Source organism: Halolamina salina, assembly GCF_042678005.1.
Lineage (GTDB): Archaea > Halobacteriota > Halobacteria > Halobacteriales > Haloferacaceae > Halolamina > Halolamina salina.
Genome location: NZ_JBHUDH010000257.1, coordinates 1 through 19,443 on the forward strand (window position 1 = coordinate 1; position 19,443 = coordinate 19,443).

Below are 19,443 nucleotides of genomic sequence, written 5' to 3' on the forward strand. Positions count from 1 at the left end.
GTCGATCTCTTCGCCGGGGAGGTGCCAGCACGCCGCGGCACCGTCGCACTCCAGCTGTGAGACCACCTGATTCCGGAACGCGATGTAGTGCTCACGGGCGAACTGCTCATCGTCGTAGTAGTCGAGGAGGAGCGCGCACGCGAGCTGGGCGGGCCCGCTACCACTATACCCCCACTCGAACCCGCTTGGACTGTGGTTGACGAGGTCCAGACTGCGCTCGAGGGAGAGTCGCCGATGCTCCGAGAGGTTCAGGACGACGGCTTGGCCGTCGACGCGGAAGCCGACGTATTCGACTGCGTCTCGGTGAGCCTGACCTGGCGATGCGACTGGAACCGATTCCGAACTGGCCATAGGTACATTCCCGTTCATCGTTGCTCGCGGGCGGTTCGGTGACCCCCGCACCCCTCTCAGGGGTTCAACAAACAGGACGGCGTAGCGTTCGGCAACGTATTTGGCAGTTGCAACGTACTGTCCACATAATTGAGGATGGCTGTACTGGACGATCTCTCGGGGTTCGAGTTCGAGGACGTGATGGAGGACGTGTTCCGGAACCTCGGCTACGAGAACGTCCGCCAGGCCGACCGCACGGCTGACGAGGGTCGCGACGTCATCATGGAGGAGGTCGTCGACGGCACCCGGCGTGCGATCATCGTCGAGTGCAAGCACACGGGGACAGTCGGGCGGCCGGTCGTCCAGAAGCTTCACTCGGCGATCGCGACGTTCGACTTCGACGGCCCGAAACGCGGAATGGCCGTCACGACCGGCCGGTTCACGAATCCTGCTCAGGAGTACGCCCAGCGCCTCCAGCAAAACGACGACCCACATCCAATCGAGCTGCTCGACGGCGAGGATCTCCGGGAGATCGCCGACGAGATCGGCCTCGACCTCTACAACGGTCGCATCGAAATTCTCTGCGACGAGACGCTCCGCCCGTACGACCCGGCCGCCGACGTCGACACACCCGTCGAAGAGGCGTTCCGCGACGTCGAGAACATCGAGGCCGCCGACCTCCCAGACCCGCACTCATCGGTGACGTTCCGGCCGGTGGTCGCGGTCACCGCGGACACGAACGCCGTCTTCGAGACGTCGGTGGGCGTCATCCATCGGATCAACGACCGATCGCGATTCGTCGCCCACGCCGAACGCGGGCAGCCACAGGTCGCGGACGAGGACGTTGCAACGCTGGTCACCGAGAACCTTCACGCGACGGTCGACCTCGATACCGAGCAGTTCGCGGAGGTGTTCGACGACGTCGAGGAGCGGCGGTTCGGCCAGACTCAGACGGAGTACAAGGAGTGGGCCGTCGAGCGACTCCAGCAGCACCACACGACGAAGGTGACCTACACCGGCGACAACAACGTCACGTACAACAAGACCTGCGAGCCGAACCGCTCGGACATCTCCGTCCAGTCGATTGAGCCGGTGTACCTCCCCGAGGTTCGACAGACAACCGAGCTCCAGGAGTACACCTACCCCTACGAGTACTACGCGGCAGGCCCGTCACGAGTAACCGCAGAGGACGGCATCCATCAGTGCGTCCACTGTGACACGAGCGGCGTCGACGAGACGTACACCTACTGTCCGAACTGCGGGGCAATCGCCTGCTCCAGCCACATCAAAACGGAGCGGCTGGAAGGCGAACCGATCTGTACGGGCTGTGCGGTGACGGAACGGTTCGCATTGAAGACGAAGTACTTCTACGAGGAGGAGAATCTCGAGGCCTTCCGCGAGGAGTACGCCGCGATGCCGATCCACGAGAAGGTGATGGAGAATAAGCTCCTCACTGCTGGTGGGGGAGTAGTTACGGCTGTTCTATTACTGCTTGGCATCCTCGCACTTGGAGGTGTAATCTGAGTATCGAGGTGTCGAATTGGTTATCGCTCGGCCCAGGTCCGACGGTATTCAATAAAGTCTCGAGGATGTTGATGATCTCTCGCCCACTCTTTTGCTTCGCCAGGTGAATCACACCGCTCAGCGGTTTCGCAGAGGGTACATTTCGCTGTTACCCGAATCACCATCACAGGATTCTCCGTTTCCGGCGGCTCATCCACGTAATCCATACTGGACCAATCGGACTTATCGATTAAAACGGGTATCGTTCTCTGATGTCCTGGCAATGGTCTGCTTTGAGCGCAAACACCTCGTTCTGATACGACCCTTTGTTCCCCCTGTCAATTTTATCGAGCAACGACTATTCTACAGGTATGCCTTCCAATCAGGTCGGAGATGAGTGGACCGTCGAGTGGATGACGCCCAAGCCGAACAGCGATGAATTCCTCGATAACTTGGTGCTGAACCCGGAACAAGCAGCTGAATACGGGGACGACCTCGTAATGGCTCTGCGTGTGGACGACGAAATACTTCGAGAGCGGGGATTAGACCCTAAAGAACCGTTTGGCTGGAAAGTCGAAAACGGTGAGCTCCTGATGAAACAAATTTCTCGTCAAGCGTTTGAATGGGTCGCGGAAAGCGACCGAGAGGATTCACTCTATGCACAGCAGGTATTGGATTCTCGAGCCCGACGGCGGATTCGCAACTCTCAGTAGCAATCTGCAAATCATTCGTTCCGAAGAATCCTATACTGGGTGCTCCTTCTCTTCAGCACTCGAACCTTGGGAGTGTCCAATTAACGATTAGCTTGGTTGAGCTAGTAGTTCGTCGACGGCGGCCGAGAGCGGTCCTTCAAACTGCCAGCTAGCCCGATCGAAGGCTTCCTCGGTCGGACCATCCCAGCGCGGGAAGGCGGAGTGACCGCTCACCTTGACGGTCCACTCGGATGGCTCCTCGAATGGGTTCCGGGTCGGGAGTTCGACGACGTAGAGGTACTCCTCGTCGCCGTGGATGCCGTCAGCCGGGTTCTCGACACCGTGTCCCAGCAGGAACATCGGCTGGTCGAGGTGCTCCATATTGTCCGGATCGAGGATATCCGAGGGTTGGTCAGCGTGGATGCTCCGATCACGCCCTTCGTCCACGTAGAGGGTCATCGTCGAGAGCGTGTCGAGGAACAGGAACTGGGCAGCGGCGTACGCAGGCCCGCGCTCTGTTCCTGTCTCGTCGAGCAACTCTTTCAGCTGGACAAGGTCACGGAGGACGCTATCGGGATACCCGTCCGAGTGGCGGTAGATTTGTGCGATGCGGTCGGTATCGGACTGTTCGCCTGCGGTCTCGCTCCGTTGGATGAATCGGAGTTGACTTCGTGTCGACATCGATCACCGCCGGCGCGTGTGCGCCGGCACCCATCGCCGGCGCAGAAACAACCTCTCCTGAATCGAGTGGAGTCGCTGGAATCTCGCCGAATGGCTGTCACTGGACAACTTAAACCTGGTTAAAAATGAATTCCAAAATTCGCAAGATTGCAGTCGGGCGGGGTCCTTGCTCGGAAACTGATGCTGTTCCAGCCCAAAGGTATGCGTATGTCATCGGAGTCTGAGAGGGGCTCACCACTCCCCGATCCAGATGAGATTGCCAGGCGGGCCGAACGGCAGCGTAGTCTCTACGAGGAGGCCGCCGAGAATCCAGACCGGGTGGTACCAGCGATGTTCATCGAGGACTGCGCCCGGTGTGAAACACTCGCCGACAAGCGGCGTCGTGAGGGCTTCTATAAACACTTCTATCGGACACTCCCTGACCGAGAGACGGCGAAGCTGTCCAGCGACGATCTCCCCGAGGAGATTCAGTCTGCTGCGCCCGTCCATCGTGCAATCGATGATACGACTCTCGAGGACGAGAGCGCCGACGTAGCCTCCGTCTCGGAGCTGTGGGAGCAGATCGGTACTGGTGAGCACCCGGGCAAGCTGTGTCAAGCTCCGCTGGTCCACTATATCGACCGTGAGGACTGCTATATCCACGCAGAACCAACGCGGGTCGGCTTCAGCTATGGTCTCCCCGTGTTCGTGTACAAACGCCGGCAATCGGACAACCACTACGGAGTCTTCTTCTCGAGTGAGAAGGCGTATCTGTGGCTCTGTGGGTGGATTCTTCACGCAAACGGATTCTTCGACCCGAAAGAGTTCATCCCATCACTCTACTTCTTGAAGGCCTCGGACCCATCCACAGTTGCTCCTGAGCTGGTGTCCAAAACAGAAGATCTCGTGTTTCGTAACGGGTTCCCCGGCGTAGATGCGCCCGAAATCACAGACCTGCCGGACGGGGTCAATCTGTACCAATTCCCGTACAGCAAGGACACGTATGCGGATCAGTTTGCTCGATGGCGCCGTCTCTACTTCGACGAGCGAACCCCTCGTGGATGCGGGTCCTGCGACGTGTGTCGGGCGTAAATTCACCCCCCTAACGCGTGCTCTACGCCAGATGCGACACCTCTGATGGTTCTTCGATGTCGTCGAACTCGCCGCGCTCGACAGGTTCCCAGTCCTCACCTGGCTCTGGACTCCACCAGTCGACCTTGTAGGCGCCCGGTGCGCCGAGGATCTTCATGCGCGCCGATCCATCAGGCAGGTCGCGGCGCAGTTTCTCGTCGACGTGGAGGTTCCAGGTCGTGGTTGTATCGAAGCAGGCGAGCACGGCCTCCTCGTAGCCGCGCGTCTCTCGGGATTCTTGAAGTTCGACCTGGGTGTTGCAGTTCTTGCAGAACACCCCCTCGAACGGGATGTGAGTGAAACCCTCCTGCCCGCAGACGGGACACCAGAGGAACTCGAACAGTGCCTCGCTGTGTCTGTTGCGTACTTTCAGGCTCATTGTTGATCGCCCCGACCGAATCGGGTCCCTCTTCCCCCTCGAAAGAAACAATCTTCGAAGAACCTCTTCTCCCAGCCAGACCCTGGCGTCTTAGACTATCTTCGAGCGGCCATCAATGCTAAAGTCGGATAGTCGAATCGCCACCGCACTCTCTCGTCGCTTGCTGACTTCTGGTCGCAAAAGATATCGTCATCCAGATATTCAGGATAGGTCACTCCGGGGGGGTTGTTCTCTGAATACTCTAGGGAGGAAATCATCCACTACCGTACAAAGGTAACTCGCGGTTCAATCAAAGGCCAATGACTCCCACTGGCTTCCCTTCCGGCTTTGCGTATACTACGTTCCAAACGCTTCCAATGAATCCTTTTTCAACGGCGCTTTCGAGAATAGCGCGATAACATCTCCTGGCTGAATTACGGTTTTTCCTTTCGGCGTGAGCACATCCCCGTCTCGTTCGATACCAACGACAAGCATCTCGTCGGCCAGCAAGCCTTCATCGACAGCCTGTTCAATAGTCATATTCGCGATTGTGGCCCCCTCTGAGACAGTAAACTCAACCACTTCGGCGTCCCCCGCGAGACTCATGAAGTCTGTTAGCGATGGTCTCTTCGATACCTTCTCTGGTCCGAACGGGTTGTACGGAGTGTGGTATTCGTCTTCGATTACACTCTCGTCGTCGATTTCTAAGCCGAGATCAGAGAGTTCGTGGGCGATTTGGGTAATCTCATCAGTGTCCGCTCCGACGGCGGTAATTACCAAGTTCGAAGAGCCGGCCATTAACTCTCGAGCTGTTATTACCCCGTGGATTTCCAGAGCAGACTGAGCAAGTCGCTTGCGATCCGGAATAGCGGCCGTACATCTAAATTGGTATGTGACATACCCTTCGATGGATTTGTAATCAATATCAGCAGTGTATCCCTGAAGAATACCCTCCTCTTCGAGTTTTTTAATTCGATTCCGGATGGTTGCTGGGGTCACATCCATCTCTTCGGCGATGTCTGATGTTGCCGTGTTCCGGGCATCTGCTGCGAAGTGGTAGAGGATGCGTTTGTCTATCTCATCAACGCGGTGAGCCATACAGAAGCTACGACCAGCGATAATAAAGCGTCTTCCTTGTTTCCCTCTGGTATTCTATTACGCTTGAGCCTGGCCTCGGGAGAGTACGGACAGATACAATCGAAGACGCCGGGAGTAACTATTTCTCACATCCGCTAGTGTAGTGACGCTAATACAGTCATATGGCACATCCGAAGCAGTCCGGCTCCAAAACCAAACCCAATGAAAGAAGCAAGAATCGAGATCTCGTTGTGAATTCGTCCCTCTCCTTCCGTAAGGAATGCAAGGCCGATCAGGGAACCCGTCCCGATGCAGATCACGGTTCCCGAGAGGAATCCAAGCCATGCAAAGTAAACATCATCTGATAGTGACAGGAATTCGAACGATGGCGACCACAACCCCACTGAGATTGCGATAGAGCCCCCAATTAGGTACACGAAGAAAGCGAAACCAATGGGAAGAAACAGCGGGATTGACCAGCGGGCGGCAATTACACAGACTCGTTCGATGGTTTTTACAGCTCGCCCGCGTAGTGATTTCGTTGGAAGATCAAATTCGTCAGACACGGATGGTGACCCCATCTACCACTCCCTAAGTTTGGCCTGGTAATTAGATTTCGGGAGGCAAAAATAGAGTGGCTGAATAATTCCCCAAAGCGAAATAGAATGCCAATATTTATTGCGCGACGAAAACTCTTCATACGGTAGCCAGACTCTGCAACAGTAGCCCCGTAGTCCACCCAGCCGGACGAAAAACGGCAGTGATTCAATACAACGTATGACTTCATCTGATATCGATCCTCCGGACGATCTCCCTGAAGGACTTATTACTGCACTTGAAGGCCGCAGTGATCGCGAACTCAGGGAGATTATCGATTACGCACAGCAACTTCTTCGAGAGCATCCGTCGATAACGGATGCAATCGAATCGCGCCCTGGGGAGGAACTCGTTCGTGTAGAGGATCACGGCGCGTACACAATCGCTGTCGTAGAACGACCGGATGAAACGGGTGAGGCACGCGGTCCGTTCGCCTACAGAGTCAGATGGGGACCCCATATCGACGACGAGGGGGGCCGGTACAAATGGCACTATCTTGGGAAAGTCAATGAGGACGCCGGAGGCGATTAAGATGACTACATCGTTCTTCCAGCGGGTTATTGTTCCAGTTGCCAACCGTGATGACGCCACGGCGACGACAGCTGCACTCCGTCCATATATTGAGGGGTCGGATTCGACTGTAATCGCCGTCCACGTAATCGAAAAGGCTGGTGGTGCCCCTGATAAAGCATCCGTCGAGCAACGTGAACAGCGTGCCGAGGAGATTTTCCGAATCGTTGCCGATGAGTTCGACGACTCGGGGATTGTCCTCGAAACGAATCTCCGCTACGGAACCGATATCGCATCGTCGATTATGGATGCGGCCCACGACAGTAACGCCAGTGCAATCGTCTTCACTCCTCGTAGGGGGAGCCGCTGGCGCAAGCTGTTGACGGGTGACGTCACCCACAACCTCGTTCAGAGTAGTGACATTCCGATTCTGGTTCTACCAGACCGAGAGGTGAGCGAAGCGTGAGTGTACCCGACGCCAGTCGCGCGAAACGTCAATAAACGGATAATTCATATTACACATGTACATCATCATCGTTGGAGCAGGTGACATCGGATCGCCACTGATCGACATTGCGACTCGGTCAGGCAACGAAGTTGTCGTTATCGAACGAGACACACAGAAAGCCGACGAGATCGCCAGTGAATACGACTGTATGGTGCTGAATGCGGATGCAACTACGAAAGAGACGCTCGAAGACGCCGGTGCGGACCGTGCCGACGCGATCATCTCGACGACCGATCAGGACGCGACCAACGTGATGGTCTGTCTGCTCGCCAAAGAACTTGAGATCCCGGCAATTACGTCAGTCGTGCACAACCCGGAGCACATGAACCTCTTCCGCCAGATCGGCGTGAACACGATCGAAAACCCGCAACAGCTAATCGCTGGCCACCTCTACAGGGCGGTCGCCAGGCCAGCAATCGTCGATTATATGCGGATTGGCGAGGAGGCCGAAGTCTTTGAAATCACGGTCACAGAGGATGCACCGATTGCTGGAAAGACACTCAACGAAGCAGGTGAGGAAGGGTTGCTGCCAGATGATGTCTTGATCGTTGCTATCGGTCGAGAAACCGAAGACAAGCCATTAACGCCGCGTGGCAACACCCAGATCAAGGTAAACGATCTACTGACAGTCTATTCCGGGACCGGGGCCGACCCAAAACTCACCGATCTCTTTGGTCACTACGAGGACAGAGAAATATAATTGCTCAGAGATAGTAATTTGGTTAATCTCTCCACTAGTTGACTCGATATACGCTGATGATAAGTCTGAAAACTAAAGCCGTTCATTCGGCGTCCTAACTGACGATTCATGCTACGGGTAAACACAAGAGCTGTCGGACACGACGTTGGTCGGATCATACAGGCTGTTTCGCTAATGTCGGCGATATCCATCATCGTCGCAGCCGTCAACAGCGAATTCTACGCAGTTCCTGCCTTTGGTGTAACAGCGGTGATAATGGGTATCCTCGGGACTGGACTCGTCTGGCGATACCAAGACCCTGATCCGCCGGAGAAACGGGACGCAATGGTCACAGCAGCGACCGCGTGGGCCGTTATCGGTGTTCTCGGCGGCTTGCCGTTCTTGCTCATCGCGTGGACGATCCAGATTGACCCGTTTCCGGTCTGGATGAATACCCCACCGATGGACGGCACGACGGCCATTTTCCTTCAGCCCCTGGACGCGGTATTCGAGAGTATGAGCGGCTTCACCGGGACAGGGCTCACGATGGCTGCTGTTGAAGAACAGCTGCCGCGGTCGTTGCACTGGTGGCGGTCGTTCATCGAGTGGATCGGCGGCGTCGGCGTCATCGTGCTGACCGTCGCAATTCTCAGTCGGGGTGGTGGAACCAGTGGGTCATATACGCTCTACGAGAGTGAAGCTCGGTCGGAGAAGATTCATCCGAGTATCGTGACGACTGTCAGGGAGATCTGGAAGATTTTCGTGGGACTCACTCTTGGGTCAATCATCCTGTTCTTGTTGGTCGGGATGCCGCTATGGGACGCGATCAACCACGGAATGACCGGGATCGCAACCGGTGGATTCTCCGTCCACGCGGCGTCGATCGGACACTACGACAGCCCACTAATTGAGTACGCGGTCGTGCCTGTGATGTTCGCCGGCAGTATTGCGTTCCCCATCCACTATCTGATCTACAAAGGCGAGGTACGGAACTTCTACGCTGACCTACAGACGCGGTGGGTGTTCATCTGGTTTACGGCCGGCTCACTGGCGCTGATAGGACTCCTGTATGCGAATGGCCAATACAACACATTCGAAGAAACAGTCAGACTCGGTCTGTTCCAGTTCGTGTCCGCGGTCTCGAATACTGGGTTCGGTACTGCGACGATCGGTGAGGGGACGGAACAGGTCTGGAGTGCCGGCGCGACACTGTTGATGTGTCTCGGAATGCTCACCGGTGGCGCAGCTGGGTCAACGACAAGTGGCCTCAAACTCGTCCGAGTGATCACACTAGTCAAGGGGACAGCCTGGCAGATTCGAGACGTATTCAGGCCATCGACTGCGGTTCAGTATCTCCAAATCGGTGAGCGACGACTCGACGAAGACCAGGCGCAACGTGAGTACACGGAAGCAACTGTCGTGTTCATCCTCTGGATTGCGTTCTTGGCGATCGGTGTTGCCGTCTTACTCCGCGTTCTCTCACCGGCTCATCCCCTTGAGTACGTCATCTTCGATGTTATGAGCGCACAGAGTAACGTGGGGCTGGACTCCGGGATTACCGGTCCGACGATGCCGGATACGGCCAAAGCAATGTTGATTATCAACATGTGGGTCGGACGACTTGAAATCATCCCGGTTGCAGTACTGCTTGGTTCGATCTTCCAGCGACTCAATCTATATCGGTAGATGGAATCTAAGCAGTTTTGACTCGTCTGTCCCTATTTCAGGAACTCTACGACATTACGATTTGAATTGAATCGGTTGGCGACGTTATCACTCATTCCGATACACGATCTGTGAGGGGGCTTCGTACCCACAGTCGGGGCAATCGAACCACCGCTGGACCTTCCTCCCGTCTGCTGCCTTCTCGCCGAGGCGAACGTCGTCGTTCGGACACTCCGGACAGCTGAGGTCCGGAGACGGCCGCTCCCGGAGCTCGTCACGGAAAGACGTCGCATCCTTCGTCCCGTATCCCTGCGACCAGACCGGGTAGCCGTCGACGAGGATTGCCCCACGCCATTTGTACCGGTAGGAATCCGGCGCTCGATGCAGGACGGCTCGCGCACCGGTCTCTGTGTTCCGATACGCGAGTGTCGGCGAGCGGCTCTCGCGTCGCCAGTTGGTGATGTGAGGCATTATTCAGAAGTGGACGTCAGCGGGTACGATCCAGAGCTCTTCACTCTCCTCGAGGAGTCGATCCAGCTGTCCACGGTGGCGAATGCCGGTTCCGTGTTCGGTGTACAGGAAGATCGTCGGGCCGTCGTACGCACCGACCTTGTGGAAGGCATGCCGGGCGAGGTCCTCGTCGCGCATGATCTCCTCGTCTGAGAGCTCGTCGATGGCCTCTTTCACCCGGTCGAGATTCCGCTCGAATTCCTCCTTCGTCGCCTCCCAGCCACGCTCGAGGAGATCCTGGCCGTCGTCAGAGTCGACGGGGGCTGCAGTCGGCAACTCTCCCCAGCGCGCCTTCCCCGCAACGGACGTGTCCTCCTCGTCAAAGGTCACGTAGTAATCGAAGACGGCGCCGGCGTGTGGGTCCGCGCCGACCAGTCGGTCGAACACCGTCTTTCCGGTGGCCAGCGCGTCGTCGTGCGTCGATGCCTCTACCAGTGCGTAAATCACCATATGCATCTCGAACACCTCGAAACGCCGACGCACCGGGAATCGTTGCTCGCTCCAGCTGCGCCGGCACCCATCGCCGGCGCTCGAAAAACTCTCCTCGTGACGGCGGATTCTCAGGATTCGTCCGCTCGTTCGACAGTGATGGTCAGGTCGCCCGATTCGTAGTCGGCCTCGAAGTCGACCGCGAACGCATCCGCCTCGTAGGCGGCGTGGTAGGCGCGGTGGCGTTCGAGCGAGCCAGTCGCCTTGAAGTGGAAGAATGCGGCCGCCGTGTAGGGCTTGCTCTGTGTTTCGACCTGCGACTCGACGGATGCGGGGAGCGCGATCTGGGGCGTCTCCGTGTCGATACTCGCAGCGAACTCTTTCGCTTCATCGACGGTTGCTTGCGAATGTGCCGGTGTCTCGCCGGTGAGCACGTTCACCGGAGTTTCCGTCTCGTCGGTGAACAGGACATCTTCGAAGGTGTGTGTTCCGAGGATCGCTTCGGGATCCAACTCGCAGTCGTGAAACGGGTCGTCCTCTGAGGTCATCGAATCACGAGCCTACGGCGGGGCTCACCCATTCTGACCCCTGAAAAACAGGATCTGCCACGAAGCAGATCGAACTAGGAGTGGTTCAGGCTCGCCTTCTCGAAGGGTGACTCTCCGGTCGGAATGAGCAGCTCCTGTCGGTCTCCGACTCGCTCGGCCAGCTTCCGTTTCAGGTACTGTCTCGCCGTCGACGGCGTGAAGACGCCCTTGTCGAGCATATCGCCGACGACGTCTTTGAGGGCCGCGAACTGTCCCTGGAGGTGGCCGTCGCCGACCGACTCGCCGTCGTACCAGCGCACCGTCGCGAGCGCTCCGTTCCCGACTGTTTCTCCCTGCTCGACCGTCTCAGAGTCGTACTGGAGGCCGAACCACAGCGTCCGATAGGCGGTCACCTCGAACGTCGTCGACACCACGAAGAACGCCTCGTGGTGGAGGTAGTCGAGATGGTCAGCGACGATCTCGTCGAGGGTGAGCCCGGTGGCGCGGGGCTTCGGTTCGACGACCGTCGACGGTCGATCCTCGCCGGTGAGGTAGCCGTCGACCGCATCTGCCTCGAGGCCATCGGCCAGTTCCGCCAGCAGCTGTTTCGCCCACTTGGAGTCGGTGTCGTCGCCACCGAACGGCGACTCAGCCGAGATTCGGCGCTTGAGCTTCAGGTTCGCTGCGCCCCAATGGCTGTAGTGGAGCGTGTACTGTTCGTCTGTGCGTTCGTACGCAACGAGTGCGCGGTGGCCCATCGAGCAATCACCTCACGGGGCGACCGCGACTGGATCGCCCCGCACCCCTCTCGGGGGACGAACAACGCTACTCGTCGATCGGGTCAGGGGAACTGAGGTCCGCGTGGAGGACTTCGCCATCGCGAACGACGTACCGCTTGGCCAGGACTGGGAAGCGGCACTTGGTGAACCCCGCTGTTTGGATATCGAGTTCCTCGTCAGCTTCGAGGTGGTCGGCGAGTTCTCGCAGGAATGCGTGAGTCACGATCCCGCCCTCGTAGTCCGGCAGGCCGTTCTCCCGCGCCTCGTACACCTCGAAGTCGTCGTACCCCCAGATGGTGAGCTCTCCGTCTTCGGTCACCTCCCAGTCGAGCGTCCCGAAGCAGTAGCTCTCAAAGAGCTCGCGGACTGCCTGCGGATCCGATACGATCGCGCCAGTCGACGTCGTCGCAGCTTGCAGTGTCGCCATGTCTGGACTTCACGGGGTCGCCCCCGCACCCCTACCGGGGGCGATAAACCGACGTGAGAGGTGCCTCCCGAGGCGTGGCCGACGACGCCAGTTAGGAGTCTGCGTGGGCGTCCGCCCCGGCTCCGTCGCCCGGCCGCGTGAGAAGGCTCACCTCTTCCAGGAGGTCTCTCGCGGTCTCAACTCGCTCTCGATCCGCGTCGTCCAATCGGTCGACGTCGAGTCGGTTGAGATTGCTGAGTATACGATGCATCCGGTAGCCCTGTTTGAACTCTTGCTCCATCGGAAGCGCCTCACCGCTCGCCGGCGCGGAAAGACCCACCATCGAGACTGGCGTCGGGCTTGCAGAAGATTACGGCCTTAACCAACGAACCTCGACGCTACTCGCAGGGTGTTGGTTAATCGCCGCCGAGCACTGGGGCTACTCGAGACTGGGTCCGTAGCGAGCCGAGCCACACACCCGGCACTCCCAGATCGGTTGCCCCGTCCACGCCTCATCCGGGTCCGACTCGTGGGTCTTGAACCGATGGTCGGTCGCCCGTCCACAGGTTTGACACTCGAGTTCCTGCGTCGTCGGTACCGACGACGCCTGGCGATCAGCCCCAGCTTCGCCAGTAGATTCGGTCAGCGCCATCGCTGGAACCAGCCACACCACGTCGTCAGCGTCGTCGAGGACCGCGTCGAGACGCGACGCGTCGCGGATGCCGTCCCCACGCTGATCGTAGAGCCGCGTCGTGGCCTGCTCCTGACGCTCCGACGCTTCCTGCCCGTGCCACCCAGCCCGGTCACGGACGGCACTGAGAAGCCGTTCTCCCTCCTCTGACGACACCTGTATCGCATCGGGGAGTGAGGGCCATTGCTCGGCCAGCTGGCGCGCCGGCGCCTCGTCGAGGTCGTAGATGAGCGTGTAGTCGTCGACGGCCGGCTCCACCTCGTTGGCGGAGAGAAGGTTCGCCGCGGCGCCGCCCTTCGCGACGGCGCCGTAGAACGTGGTCGACTCGACGACCAGGTGGACGATGCCGAGGCACGTCATCGACGCTGTCTCGTTCGTGCTAGTGGCGTCACTCCCGAGATGGTTAGTGAGACAGAACCGGCATTTCGTCTGGCCGTCTGGGACTGACGCCCCACACGACTTGCACTCGCCATCGGCGGCCGTCGGCGCATCAGGATAGCCACCAGCGCTCGTCGCGACGCGTTGCCGCCGGGGGGCACCCTCACAGCCGTCGTCCAGCCTCGTGTCCGGAATGTGGGACGCCTCGCCGGTTGGCCGCAGTTCCTCAAAGTCGGAGTAACGACCGTTCATAGAGTAGTCTACAGAGAACATGGCTCGTCTTCGTGTTTAAATCGTAGCGTGGATAGAACGATGTGCAGTACAGACGGAGAGACAGTGGACTGCGTCAGGCGACCTGTTCCTCCAACGTATCCCGGTGTGCCCGGACAGTCGCCTTCGAGGCGTTCGCCACGTCCGCGGCCTCGGATTGCGTCAACCATCGGCCCTCCTCGCGACCGGCCTTGTAGAGGCAGGCCGCGGCGAACCCGGCCGGATGGACGCCCGTTGTGACGCCGCTCTCTTCGGCCTGCTCTGCGAGGGTTCGGGCCCGCTGTCGGATCTCGTCCGGACACTCGAGGTCCGAGGCGAGTCGCGGCACGAACATGCTGGGAGAGACGGGCTCAGCGGGGAGGCCCAGCTCTTCGTTCAGCGTTTTGTACGCGTTCGTGACTCGCGATTCCGCGACGCGGGCCATCTCGCTGACGTCGTCCACTAACCGCGAGAGGCCGTTACACCGGCAGGCCCCGTAGACGCTGGCCGCGGCGATGGCCTCGATGGATCTGCCACGAAGCAGATCCTCGTTCTGGGCGCTCCGGAAGAGCTGACACGCCTGGTCGCGGACCGAATCGGAGAGTTCGAGGGCACTCGCCAACCGACGCACCTCGCCCAACCCGTGTGCGAGATTCCGTTCCGCTTTCGACCGCCAGCGCCCACGGGTCTGCTCACGGCGCATCCGCGCGAGTCGCCGTCGCTTCTGCCCAGAGATCTCGTTCCCCTTCGCGTCGGTGCCGCGACCGATTTCCGTCGACAGGCCGCGATCGTGGCGGGCCGCAGTGAGGGGAGCACCCGTTCGCTCGCGCTCTTCGTCGTCGTACGCCCGCCACTCCGGCCCGTGATCGATACGCTGTTCGTCGATGACCAGGCCACAGTCCTCGCAGACCGTTTCGACCGCGTTCGTGGTGACTCGGCCGTCGCACTCGGGACACTGGTTCGCACTCGATTCTGTTCGGACGTCTTCGTCGAATCCGCTCTCGTAGATGTCTCTGGTTGCCATTTTAACTCACCTCTGTCTGGGACACCTCCTTCTGAGGGCCCCATCCATCAGGGCCAAAACAAACTACAAGTTGTGTTGTGGTGGGGTTATAAGTAATTCCAAACAAGAGGTTGGGTATGGCTCAGGAACGGCGTGTTCATCGAGGGCAAATTCAGCAGGTTGCTGCCGAGACCTCTGTGTCAACGTCGCGGCTTACGGAACTCTTGGAACGGATCGCCGACGTGACCGTTATCGATGATTACCTCGGGAAGGCGTGGCGCGATTCTTCATCGACGGTCGAGCTAGCATTCCAGAATCCACCGAGTGACTTCGTCTTCGCTATACCTGATTCTGAGTGGTCAACCATTTTCGAATCGATCGATGTGGAGGAGGACGAGGCGACTGCAGCGAAAGAGTGGCATTCCATCCGCGCACATGACCTTCTCACGTCCAGCGGGCGCTCTCATGAATTGGAGGAGGGTCACTCATATCTCGTCGTACCGATTCAAGATATCGAGGTCTGGCGACGTTCAAGACTCGTCCTATCCTGGTGGTTCCAAGAGCTGGCAGAGGATGGCCTCACCCCACCTGAAATCCTCGACTATTGGATGACCGAAGAGCTAGGGAACGCCCCGAAAGAATGGGCATCCCAACGTGATGTCCACCCTGAAGCGGTGCGAAAGAATGTCCGACAGGCCAGGGAGAAACTCATCGAGTAACGCTTACTCTGATTCTTGCCTGAATTCCTCAGAGTACTCATTTCGGCGCGTTGCAGAGTCGGTCTTGAATCCTCGCGGTTTAATGATGGGCAGCTCTGGGTCGTAGGGGGACGCAACCCCGTAGGTGTCGTCTTCAGGCTCGTTCTGATACGTCTCTCGGAGATCGGCTCGATACCGGTCGTCCGAATAATAGAGGCAGAGGACTGCATCCGGTTTCCTGTTCGGAATCGTTGGGACCTTCGCAGAGTCGAACGGGCGAGACTGAAATTGCTCGACGATGATGTCCTCGAGGACGCCCGTGTCATCTGGTGTGAAGAACAGATATTTTCCGTGGTCAGTCGTTTCAGCCAACGATCGTGGCCGGTCATCTGTCCGCTCCTGGATGCTGTCGGTCGTATGGTACCAGACCCACTGACGGGAGGTTGATCGACTGATTCCATCTGGTAGTTCAGATGCAGGCTGGAGTGAATCCGGCCGTACCGAGTCCCTTGCTTCGATGACGCCCTCGACGTACTCAAGAGCCTGCTGCCGGTAGCTCTCCGTTGGTTCTTCCGGGACTGCGGCTAGCTCTTCTTCGTGGTCGTAGTCCGGCAACTTGGTGACTGTCGGATGCGGGTTCTTCGGCGGCTTCACCCGTTCGAACCACTCCGATGTACTGTCTTCCCGGAGCAATCTGGCGAGCTCTCGAAGTTCCGGATCAGAGACCCGACCCACAGGGGCTATTCCAGTGGGGGCTGTTGGCCAGGAGACGTCTGTCTGATTCATACTTTCGTTATCAAGTCTACCCCGTCAAAAGTATTCACGACCGGGAACACTGACAGCTGAACTCAGACACTTCACTTCGATTTAAATATCCAGACTTGGACAACCCGCTATGTCATCTAGTGGTACCAGACGACTTGCCCTCGATATCGAGACGATCAGCCCGCACCTCACGCCTGATGACGATCCTGACTGGGAGGATCCGGAGGATTTCCAGCTCGCGGCAATCGGATTCGCGTATGACGGTCCCGAAGCAGGCGGCCGCTTACCCCGAACGCAGATTCTCACTCGGCGCGCTCCAGGACTTGCGTCCGAACTGGATCTACTACGACGGATCAATGCTGAGCTGTGGGCCTACCAACCGGACGAGATCGTAACGTATGCGGGCGATTTCTTCGACCTGCCGATGCTGAAAAAGCGACCCGTCTATGCTGCTGACGGCCCTGCCGGTGACGGGCTTGCTGGCGATCTGAAGACTATCATCGAAAGTGCCGAATCTGTGGATTTGGGGGACTTCGCAGCTGAGGCCTACGGGTATGGAACTGGACTCGACGACCTCATCCAGCATCAGGAGGTCGGGCTCCGACGGACGTTCTTCGACGACTACACTCATGAATTAGATCTCCAGAGGATTCGCCCGACTGATGCAGACACCGACTACGTCGATAGCGGCGACATCCCTGGAATCATGGAAACGTGGCTCCACGCTCGTTCGGACAGCCACGACGATATTGGTGCATGTAATCTCGAGCATACGGAGCGAATGCTCTCGGACTACATCTTGGGCGATATCGAACACCTCATCACGCTCTCGCACAGGATACCCTTCAGCGAGTAAAGTCGTGGCTGCGCGCGCAGCGAAGCGAGCACGGAGCGGAGGGTGGGGCGGCGGGGCTTGGGCTGGTCTGGCAGTAGTAAATCACCAGGTCACCGCTCACCTTTTCGCCATTCAATCAGAAACTCGTCCGAATGGCCGGCGGTTGCGAGACTCATCTCGTATCGAGCCGTAGCGGTGATGCCCGCTCCCAGAGATGATGGTGCTCGGCACACACCGTAACGAGGTTATCCAGCCGGTTGGCCCGCTCGAAATCCACCTCACTCTCGTCGTCGCCGAAGGCGCTTAGCGGTCGGATATGATGTACGTGGAGTCCTCTCGTGAATGTCTCGCGATGCGCCTCCTCCGTCCACTCACAGCTCGGCGTTTGACAGGTGTAGTCGTCGCGTTCAAGCGCTTTTTGTCGTTGCTCGTCCCAGTTGTCCCCGTACTCGCGCCATTCGTGGACTGGTTGTTCTTTCCAGTTGTGATGGTCTTGGCCGGCTGGACGGCCAACCGGTTCGTAGCCGGCAGCTCGGATCGCAGCTTGCCAGCCCTCCCAGCGAGTAAAGTAGGGTCGATGCGAGAACTCCCCGAGGTCTTTCATTTCCTGCGCTGTTGGGACCTTTCCTAATTCGTCGGCAAGCCGATGGATCTCTTCGAGTAATTCCGCATCCGAGATCCGATGCCGATGGTTGGGGTCGTAGCCTGCTGCTTCTAGCGCTTCGTTCCAGCTCCCAAAGCGATTCTGTGCGATTGTGACCGTGAACTCGCCCTCCGAGCGCATGTCGGCCGCCGTTGGCGGTGTCTCGTCCTCCGTTGCGAGCCGTCTGATTTCGTCGATGAGTGCGTCTTTGGATACCCGGTGTTGCTTCACCGGTTCGTATCCGGCTTTCTGGAGTGCCTCTGCCCAGCTGCCGAATCGATTTTTGTACGTTCCAGCCGAATACGCTCCCGACGTATCCATCTCTGTGGTCGTTGGCGAACGGCCTAGCTCGTCTACAAGCCGGTCGAGCTCGGCCAGTAACTTCGTATCAGAGATCCGGCGGCTGTGGCTACTGTTGTGGCCGCCCAGCGCGTCCCTAGTGTCGAAGGACTTTCCACAAACACCGCAGGTTAGATCTCCTTCACCCGTCATCTGTCTACTCCGGAGCGATTGTGCGCCCGCACCCTTCTGGGGGCTCGATAAACTCGCCCAAGTCGCACACTCCTTCCCTCGGTTTGCCGGATAAATGTTGGATAGGTGAGCGAGGTCGTGGCTGCGCGCGCAGCGACGTAGGAGCGAGCACGGAGCGGAGGGTGGGGCGGTGGGGTCTGGGTTGGTCCGGCACACAGCAAAAAAGAGGGTTGCCTCGACTGGCTATTCTTCCCACCACCGACCGCGCTCCGGGAACTCGATTCGCGACCACCCGGTCAGCGCGATTGAGCACCGGCCTTCGTACCAGTTCTTGGCTGCTGCCCGAAACCGGACCGTTTCGCCTTCCCGCACCACTGTCTGCTGCGATTTCTCCCAGCAGGTGAACTTGATTTTCCCGCTATCATCCGCTATCAGCCCGACTTGCTGGATGCTTGAGGAGGAAGGCTCCCAGAGCGTCTCGATGGTTCCTTCGACCGTCACCTCACCGACCGGGACGTCCGGCACGTCCGCGATGGGCACGATCGCCCCCGGCGCCGCCTTCAGTTCCTCGAAGGTCTCCAAGACCGCCTTCGTGACGTCCCGCCCGCGCTGCACCTTCTCGGCCAGTTGCTTCGCGACGACCGCTCTCGACCAGCCGCCCGTCACCTCGTCGCTGATCCGCATCGCCTGCTCGTTGACCTCCGCGAGTTCGTCTTGCGTCAGTTTCTCTCGGGGATCCGTGCGCTCCGCCGGCGCCGGCTCGTCACGGCCACACTGCTCGCTGACGACCTCCCGCGTGCGCTGCTCGCGACCCTCCTGCGTTCCCAGCTCGGCCTGGGCACTGATGCGCTCCAGTTCGGCTTCCCGCGCCCGAATGCGCTCCTCCTGTTCGAGGGTGACACCGTGAATCCGTTCTTCGCTCGTGTCCGCGATCCCGTCCGGGTGGTTCGCATCCACCTTCGCCTGCGTCTCCTGCTCGACCGCCGCCTCGAACTCCGGCGTCTCGTCGACGACCGGGAAGCCGTCTTCATCGACCGCCTGACCGCCCGCTTTCTCGAATGCCTGTTCATCGACCGAAACGACCTTTCCGCTAGCGTTGTTACTAGACATTGGAATCACTCACAAGGTGATTTCCGACGAAGGCGCTCACGCGCCGACACCGCGATGCTCCAACATCGCGGTTTTCCGACGACAACGACCGACAGAACCATCTGCGCGCTCTCGCTCGCGCCTTCGCGAGCGCCCTACCGGGCGCGAGCGAGAGCGCGCCTGCATGAGGTGGCTCCAACCAGCACCGCGCGCCGACCCGCCCGGAGCGAGCGGCCAGCGGAGTAAGCGTGGGGGGTGAG

25 protein-coding genes are annotated in these 19,443 nt (G+C 58.9%); 9 read left to right on the top strand and 16 right to left on the bottom strand.

Annotated features, from left to right (window positions below; all coding sequences use genetic code 11):
- A partial coding sequence (locus tag ACFR9S_RS15930; RefSeq protein WP_379819008.1) for a DUF6166 domain-containing protein occupies positions 1–351 on the bottom strand: 351 nt, incomplete at its 3' end.
- A 135-nt stretch (positions 352–486) separates the two neighbouring features.
- Between ACFR9S_RS15930 and ACFR9S_RS15935 the strand changes: the two genes are divergently transcribed.
- Together ACFR9S_RS15935 and ACFR9S_RS15940 are read left to right on the top strand one after the other, a co-directional pair.
- Positions 487–1,854 (top strand): restriction endonuclease, encoded by a 1,368-nt coding sequence (locus ACFR9S_RS15935; RefSeq protein WP_379730279.1) that lies wholly within the window; start codon positions 487–489, stop codon positions 1,852–1,854.
- Between the two features lie 350 nt (positions 1,855–2,204).
- Entirely contained in the window at positions 2,205–2,546 is a 342-nt protein-coding gene (locus ACFR9S_RS15940; RefSeq protein ID WP_379730278.1) for a hypothetical protein, read from the top strand.
- Positions 2,547–2,633: 87 nt separating this feature from the next.
- On the opposite strand, the gene ACFR9S_RS15945 is transcribed toward ACFR9S_RS15940, so the two are convergent.
- Positions 2,634–3,206 carry a hypothetical protein gene (locus tag ACFR9S_RS15945; RefSeq protein ID WP_379730277.1) on the bottom strand — a complete coding sequence of 191 codons (573 nt, stop codon included), beginning with the start codon at positions 3,204–3,206 and terminating at the stop codon, positions 2,634–2,636.
- A 207-nt stretch (positions 3,207–3,413) separates the two neighbouring features.
- Between ACFR9S_RS15945 and ACFR9S_RS15950 the strand changes: the two genes are divergently transcribed.
- On the top strand, positions 3,414–4,277 hold the full coding sequence (locus tag ACFR9S_RS15950) for a hypothetical protein (protein WP_379730276.1): 864 nt from the start codon (positions 3,414–3,416) through the stop codon (positions 4,275–4,277).
- Positions 4,278–4,299: 22 nt separating this feature from the next.
- Here ACFR9S_RS15950 and ACFR9S_RS15955 read toward each other — a convergent pair whose 3' ends face one another.
- The 3 genes from ACFR9S_RS15955 to ACFR9S_RS15965 all read right to left on the bottom strand — a co-directional run bounded on the left by ACFR9S_RS15955 (position 4,300) and on the right by ACFR9S_RS15965 (position 6,317).
- Positions 4,300–4,695, bottom strand: a complete 396-nt coding sequence (locus ACFR9S_RS15955; RefSeq protein WP_379730275.1) for a DUF7567 family protein — start codon at positions 4,693–4,695, stop codon at positions 4,300–4,302.
- Positions 4,696–5,031: 336 nt separating this feature from the next.
- Positions 5,032–5,772: an Lrp/AsnC family transcriptional regulator gene (locus ACFR9S_RS15960; protein ID WP_379730274.1), complete on the bottom strand. Its 741-nt coding sequence runs from the start codon at positions 5,770–5,772 to the stop codon at positions 5,032–5,034.
- A gap of 134 nt (positions 5,773–5,906) precedes the next feature.
- On the bottom strand, positions 5,907–6,317 hold the full coding sequence (locus ACFR9S_RS15965) for a hypothetical protein (protein ID WP_379819009.1): 411 nt from the start codon (positions 6,315–6,317) through the stop codon (positions 5,907–5,909).
- 211 nt (positions 6,318–6,528) lie between these two features.
- Between ACFR9S_RS15965 and ACFR9S_RS15970 the strand changes: the two genes are divergently transcribed.
- From ACFR9S_RS15970 to ACFR9S_RS15985, 4 genes are all read left to right on the top strand, one after another.
- Positions 6,529–6,879: a hypothetical protein gene (locus ACFR9S_RS15970; protein ID WP_379730273.1), complete on the top strand. Its 351-nt coding sequence runs from the start codon at positions 6,529–6,531 to the stop codon at positions 6,877–6,879.
- A gap of 1 nt (position 6,880) precedes the next feature.
- On the top strand, positions 6,881–7,324 hold the full coding sequence (locus tag ACFR9S_RS15975; protein WP_379730272.1) for a universal stress protein: 444 nt from the start codon (positions 6,881–6,883) through the stop codon (positions 7,322–7,324).
- Between the two features lie 55 nt (positions 7,325–7,379).
- Positions 7,380–8,066 carry a potassium channel family protein gene (locus tag ACFR9S_RS15980; RefSeq protein WP_379730271.1) on the top strand — a complete coding sequence of 229 codons (687 nt, stop codon included), beginning with the start codon at positions 7,380–7,382 and terminating at the stop codon, positions 8,064–8,066.
- 108 nt (positions 8,067–8,174) lie between these two features.
- Positions 8,175–9,731 (top strand): TrkH family potassium uptake protein, encoded by a 1,557-nt coding sequence (locus ACFR9S_RS15985; protein WP_379819010.1) that lies wholly within the window; start codon positions 8,175–8,177, stop codon positions 9,729–9,731.
- A gap of 87 nt (positions 9,732–9,818) precedes the next feature.
- Here ACFR9S_RS15985 and ACFR9S_RS15990 read toward each other — a convergent pair whose 3' ends face one another.
- The 8 genes from ACFR9S_RS15990 to ACFR9S_RS16025 form a co-directional block, all read right to left on the bottom strand.
- Complete coding sequence (locus ACFR9S_RS15990; protein ID WP_379730269.1) at positions 9,819–10,181, bottom strand: DUF7568 family protein; 363 nt, start codon at positions 10,179–10,181, stop codon at positions 9,819–9,821.
- 3 nt (positions 10,182–10,184) lie between these two features.
- The gene (locus ACFR9S_RS15995; RefSeq protein ID WP_074879733.1) at positions 10,185–10,676 is read right to left on the bottom strand and encodes a hypothetical protein; all 492 of its coding nucleotides are present in this window, start codon (positions 10,674–10,676) and stop codon (positions 10,185–10,187) included.
- A 104-nt stretch (positions 10,677–10,780) separates the two neighbouring features.
- Positions 10,781–11,197 carry a hypothetical protein gene (locus tag ACFR9S_RS16000; RefSeq protein WP_379730268.1) on the bottom strand — a complete coding sequence of 139 codons (417 nt, stop codon included), beginning with the start codon at positions 11,195–11,197 and terminating at the stop codon, positions 10,781–10,783.
- A 74-nt stretch (positions 11,198–11,271) separates the two neighbouring features.
- Positions 11,272–11,934: a DUF6735 family protein gene (locus ACFR9S_RS16005; protein WP_379730267.1), complete on the bottom strand. Its 663-nt coding sequence runs from the start codon at positions 11,932–11,934 to the stop codon at positions 11,272–11,274.
- Between the two features lie 67 nt (positions 11,935–12,001).
- Positions 12,002–12,382 carry a hypothetical protein gene (locus tag ACFR9S_RS16010; protein WP_379730266.1) on the bottom strand — a complete coding sequence of 127 codons (381 nt, stop codon included), beginning with the start codon at positions 12,380–12,382 and terminating at the stop codon, positions 12,002–12,004.
- A gap of 91 nt (positions 12,383–12,473) precedes the next feature.
- On the bottom strand, positions 12,474–12,662 hold the full coding sequence (locus ACFR9S_RS16015) for a hypothetical protein (RefSeq protein ID WP_049908471.1): 189 nt from the start codon (positions 12,660–12,662) through the stop codon (positions 12,474–12,476).
- A 138-nt stretch (positions 12,663–12,800) separates the two neighbouring features.
- Positions 12,801–13,682, bottom strand: coding sequence for a biosurfactant protein 1 (locus ACFR9S_RS16020; RefSeq protein WP_379730348.1), 882 nt, complete (start codon positions 13,680–13,682; stop codon positions 12,801–12,803).
- A gap of 94 nt (positions 13,683–13,776) precedes the next feature.
- Entirely contained in the window at positions 13,777–14,703 is a 927-nt protein-coding gene (locus ACFR9S_RS16025) for a transcription initiation factor IIB (RefSeq protein WP_379730264.1), read from the bottom strand.
- 116 nt (positions 14,704–14,819) lie between these two features.
- On the opposite strand from ACFR9S_RS16025, the gene ACFR9S_RS16030 reads away from it, so the two are divergent.
- Positions 14,820–15,401: a hypothetical protein gene (locus ACFR9S_RS16030; protein ID WP_379730263.1), complete on the top strand. Its 582-nt coding sequence runs from the start codon at positions 14,820–14,822 to the stop codon at positions 15,399–15,401.
- Between the two features lie 3 nt (positions 15,402–15,404).
- Here the strand turns inward: ACFR9S_RS16030 and ACFR9S_RS16035 are convergent, their stop codons facing one another.
- Complete coding sequence (locus ACFR9S_RS16035; RefSeq protein WP_379730262.1) at positions 15,405–16,166, bottom strand: hypothetical protein; 762 nt, start codon at positions 16,164–16,166, stop codon at positions 15,405–15,407.
- 109 nt (positions 16,167–16,275) lie between these two features.
- On the opposite strand from ACFR9S_RS16035, the gene ACFR9S_RS16040 reads away from it, so the two are divergent.
- A complete protein-coding gene (locus tag ACFR9S_RS16040; RefSeq protein WP_379730261.1) occupies positions 16,276–17,001 on the top strand; it encodes a hypothetical protein in 726 nt (241 codons plus the stop codon).
- A gap of 151 nt (positions 17,002–17,152) precedes the next feature.
- Here ACFR9S_RS16040 and ACFR9S_RS16045 read toward each other — a convergent pair whose 3' ends face one another.
- Together ACFR9S_RS16045 and ACFR9S_RS16050 are read right to left on the bottom strand one after the other, a co-directional pair.
- Entirely contained in the window at positions 17,153–18,115 is a 963-nt protein-coding gene (locus ACFR9S_RS16045; protein ID WP_379730260.1) for a homing endonuclease associated repeat-containing protein, read from the bottom strand.
- Between the two features lie 222 nt (positions 18,116–18,337).
- Positions 18,338–19,204 (bottom strand): DNA-binding protein, encoded by an 867-nt coding sequence (locus ACFR9S_RS16050; protein ID WP_379730259.1) that lies wholly within the window; start codon positions 19,202–19,204, stop codon positions 18,338–18,340.
- Positions 19,205–19,443: the final 239 nt, after the last annotated feature.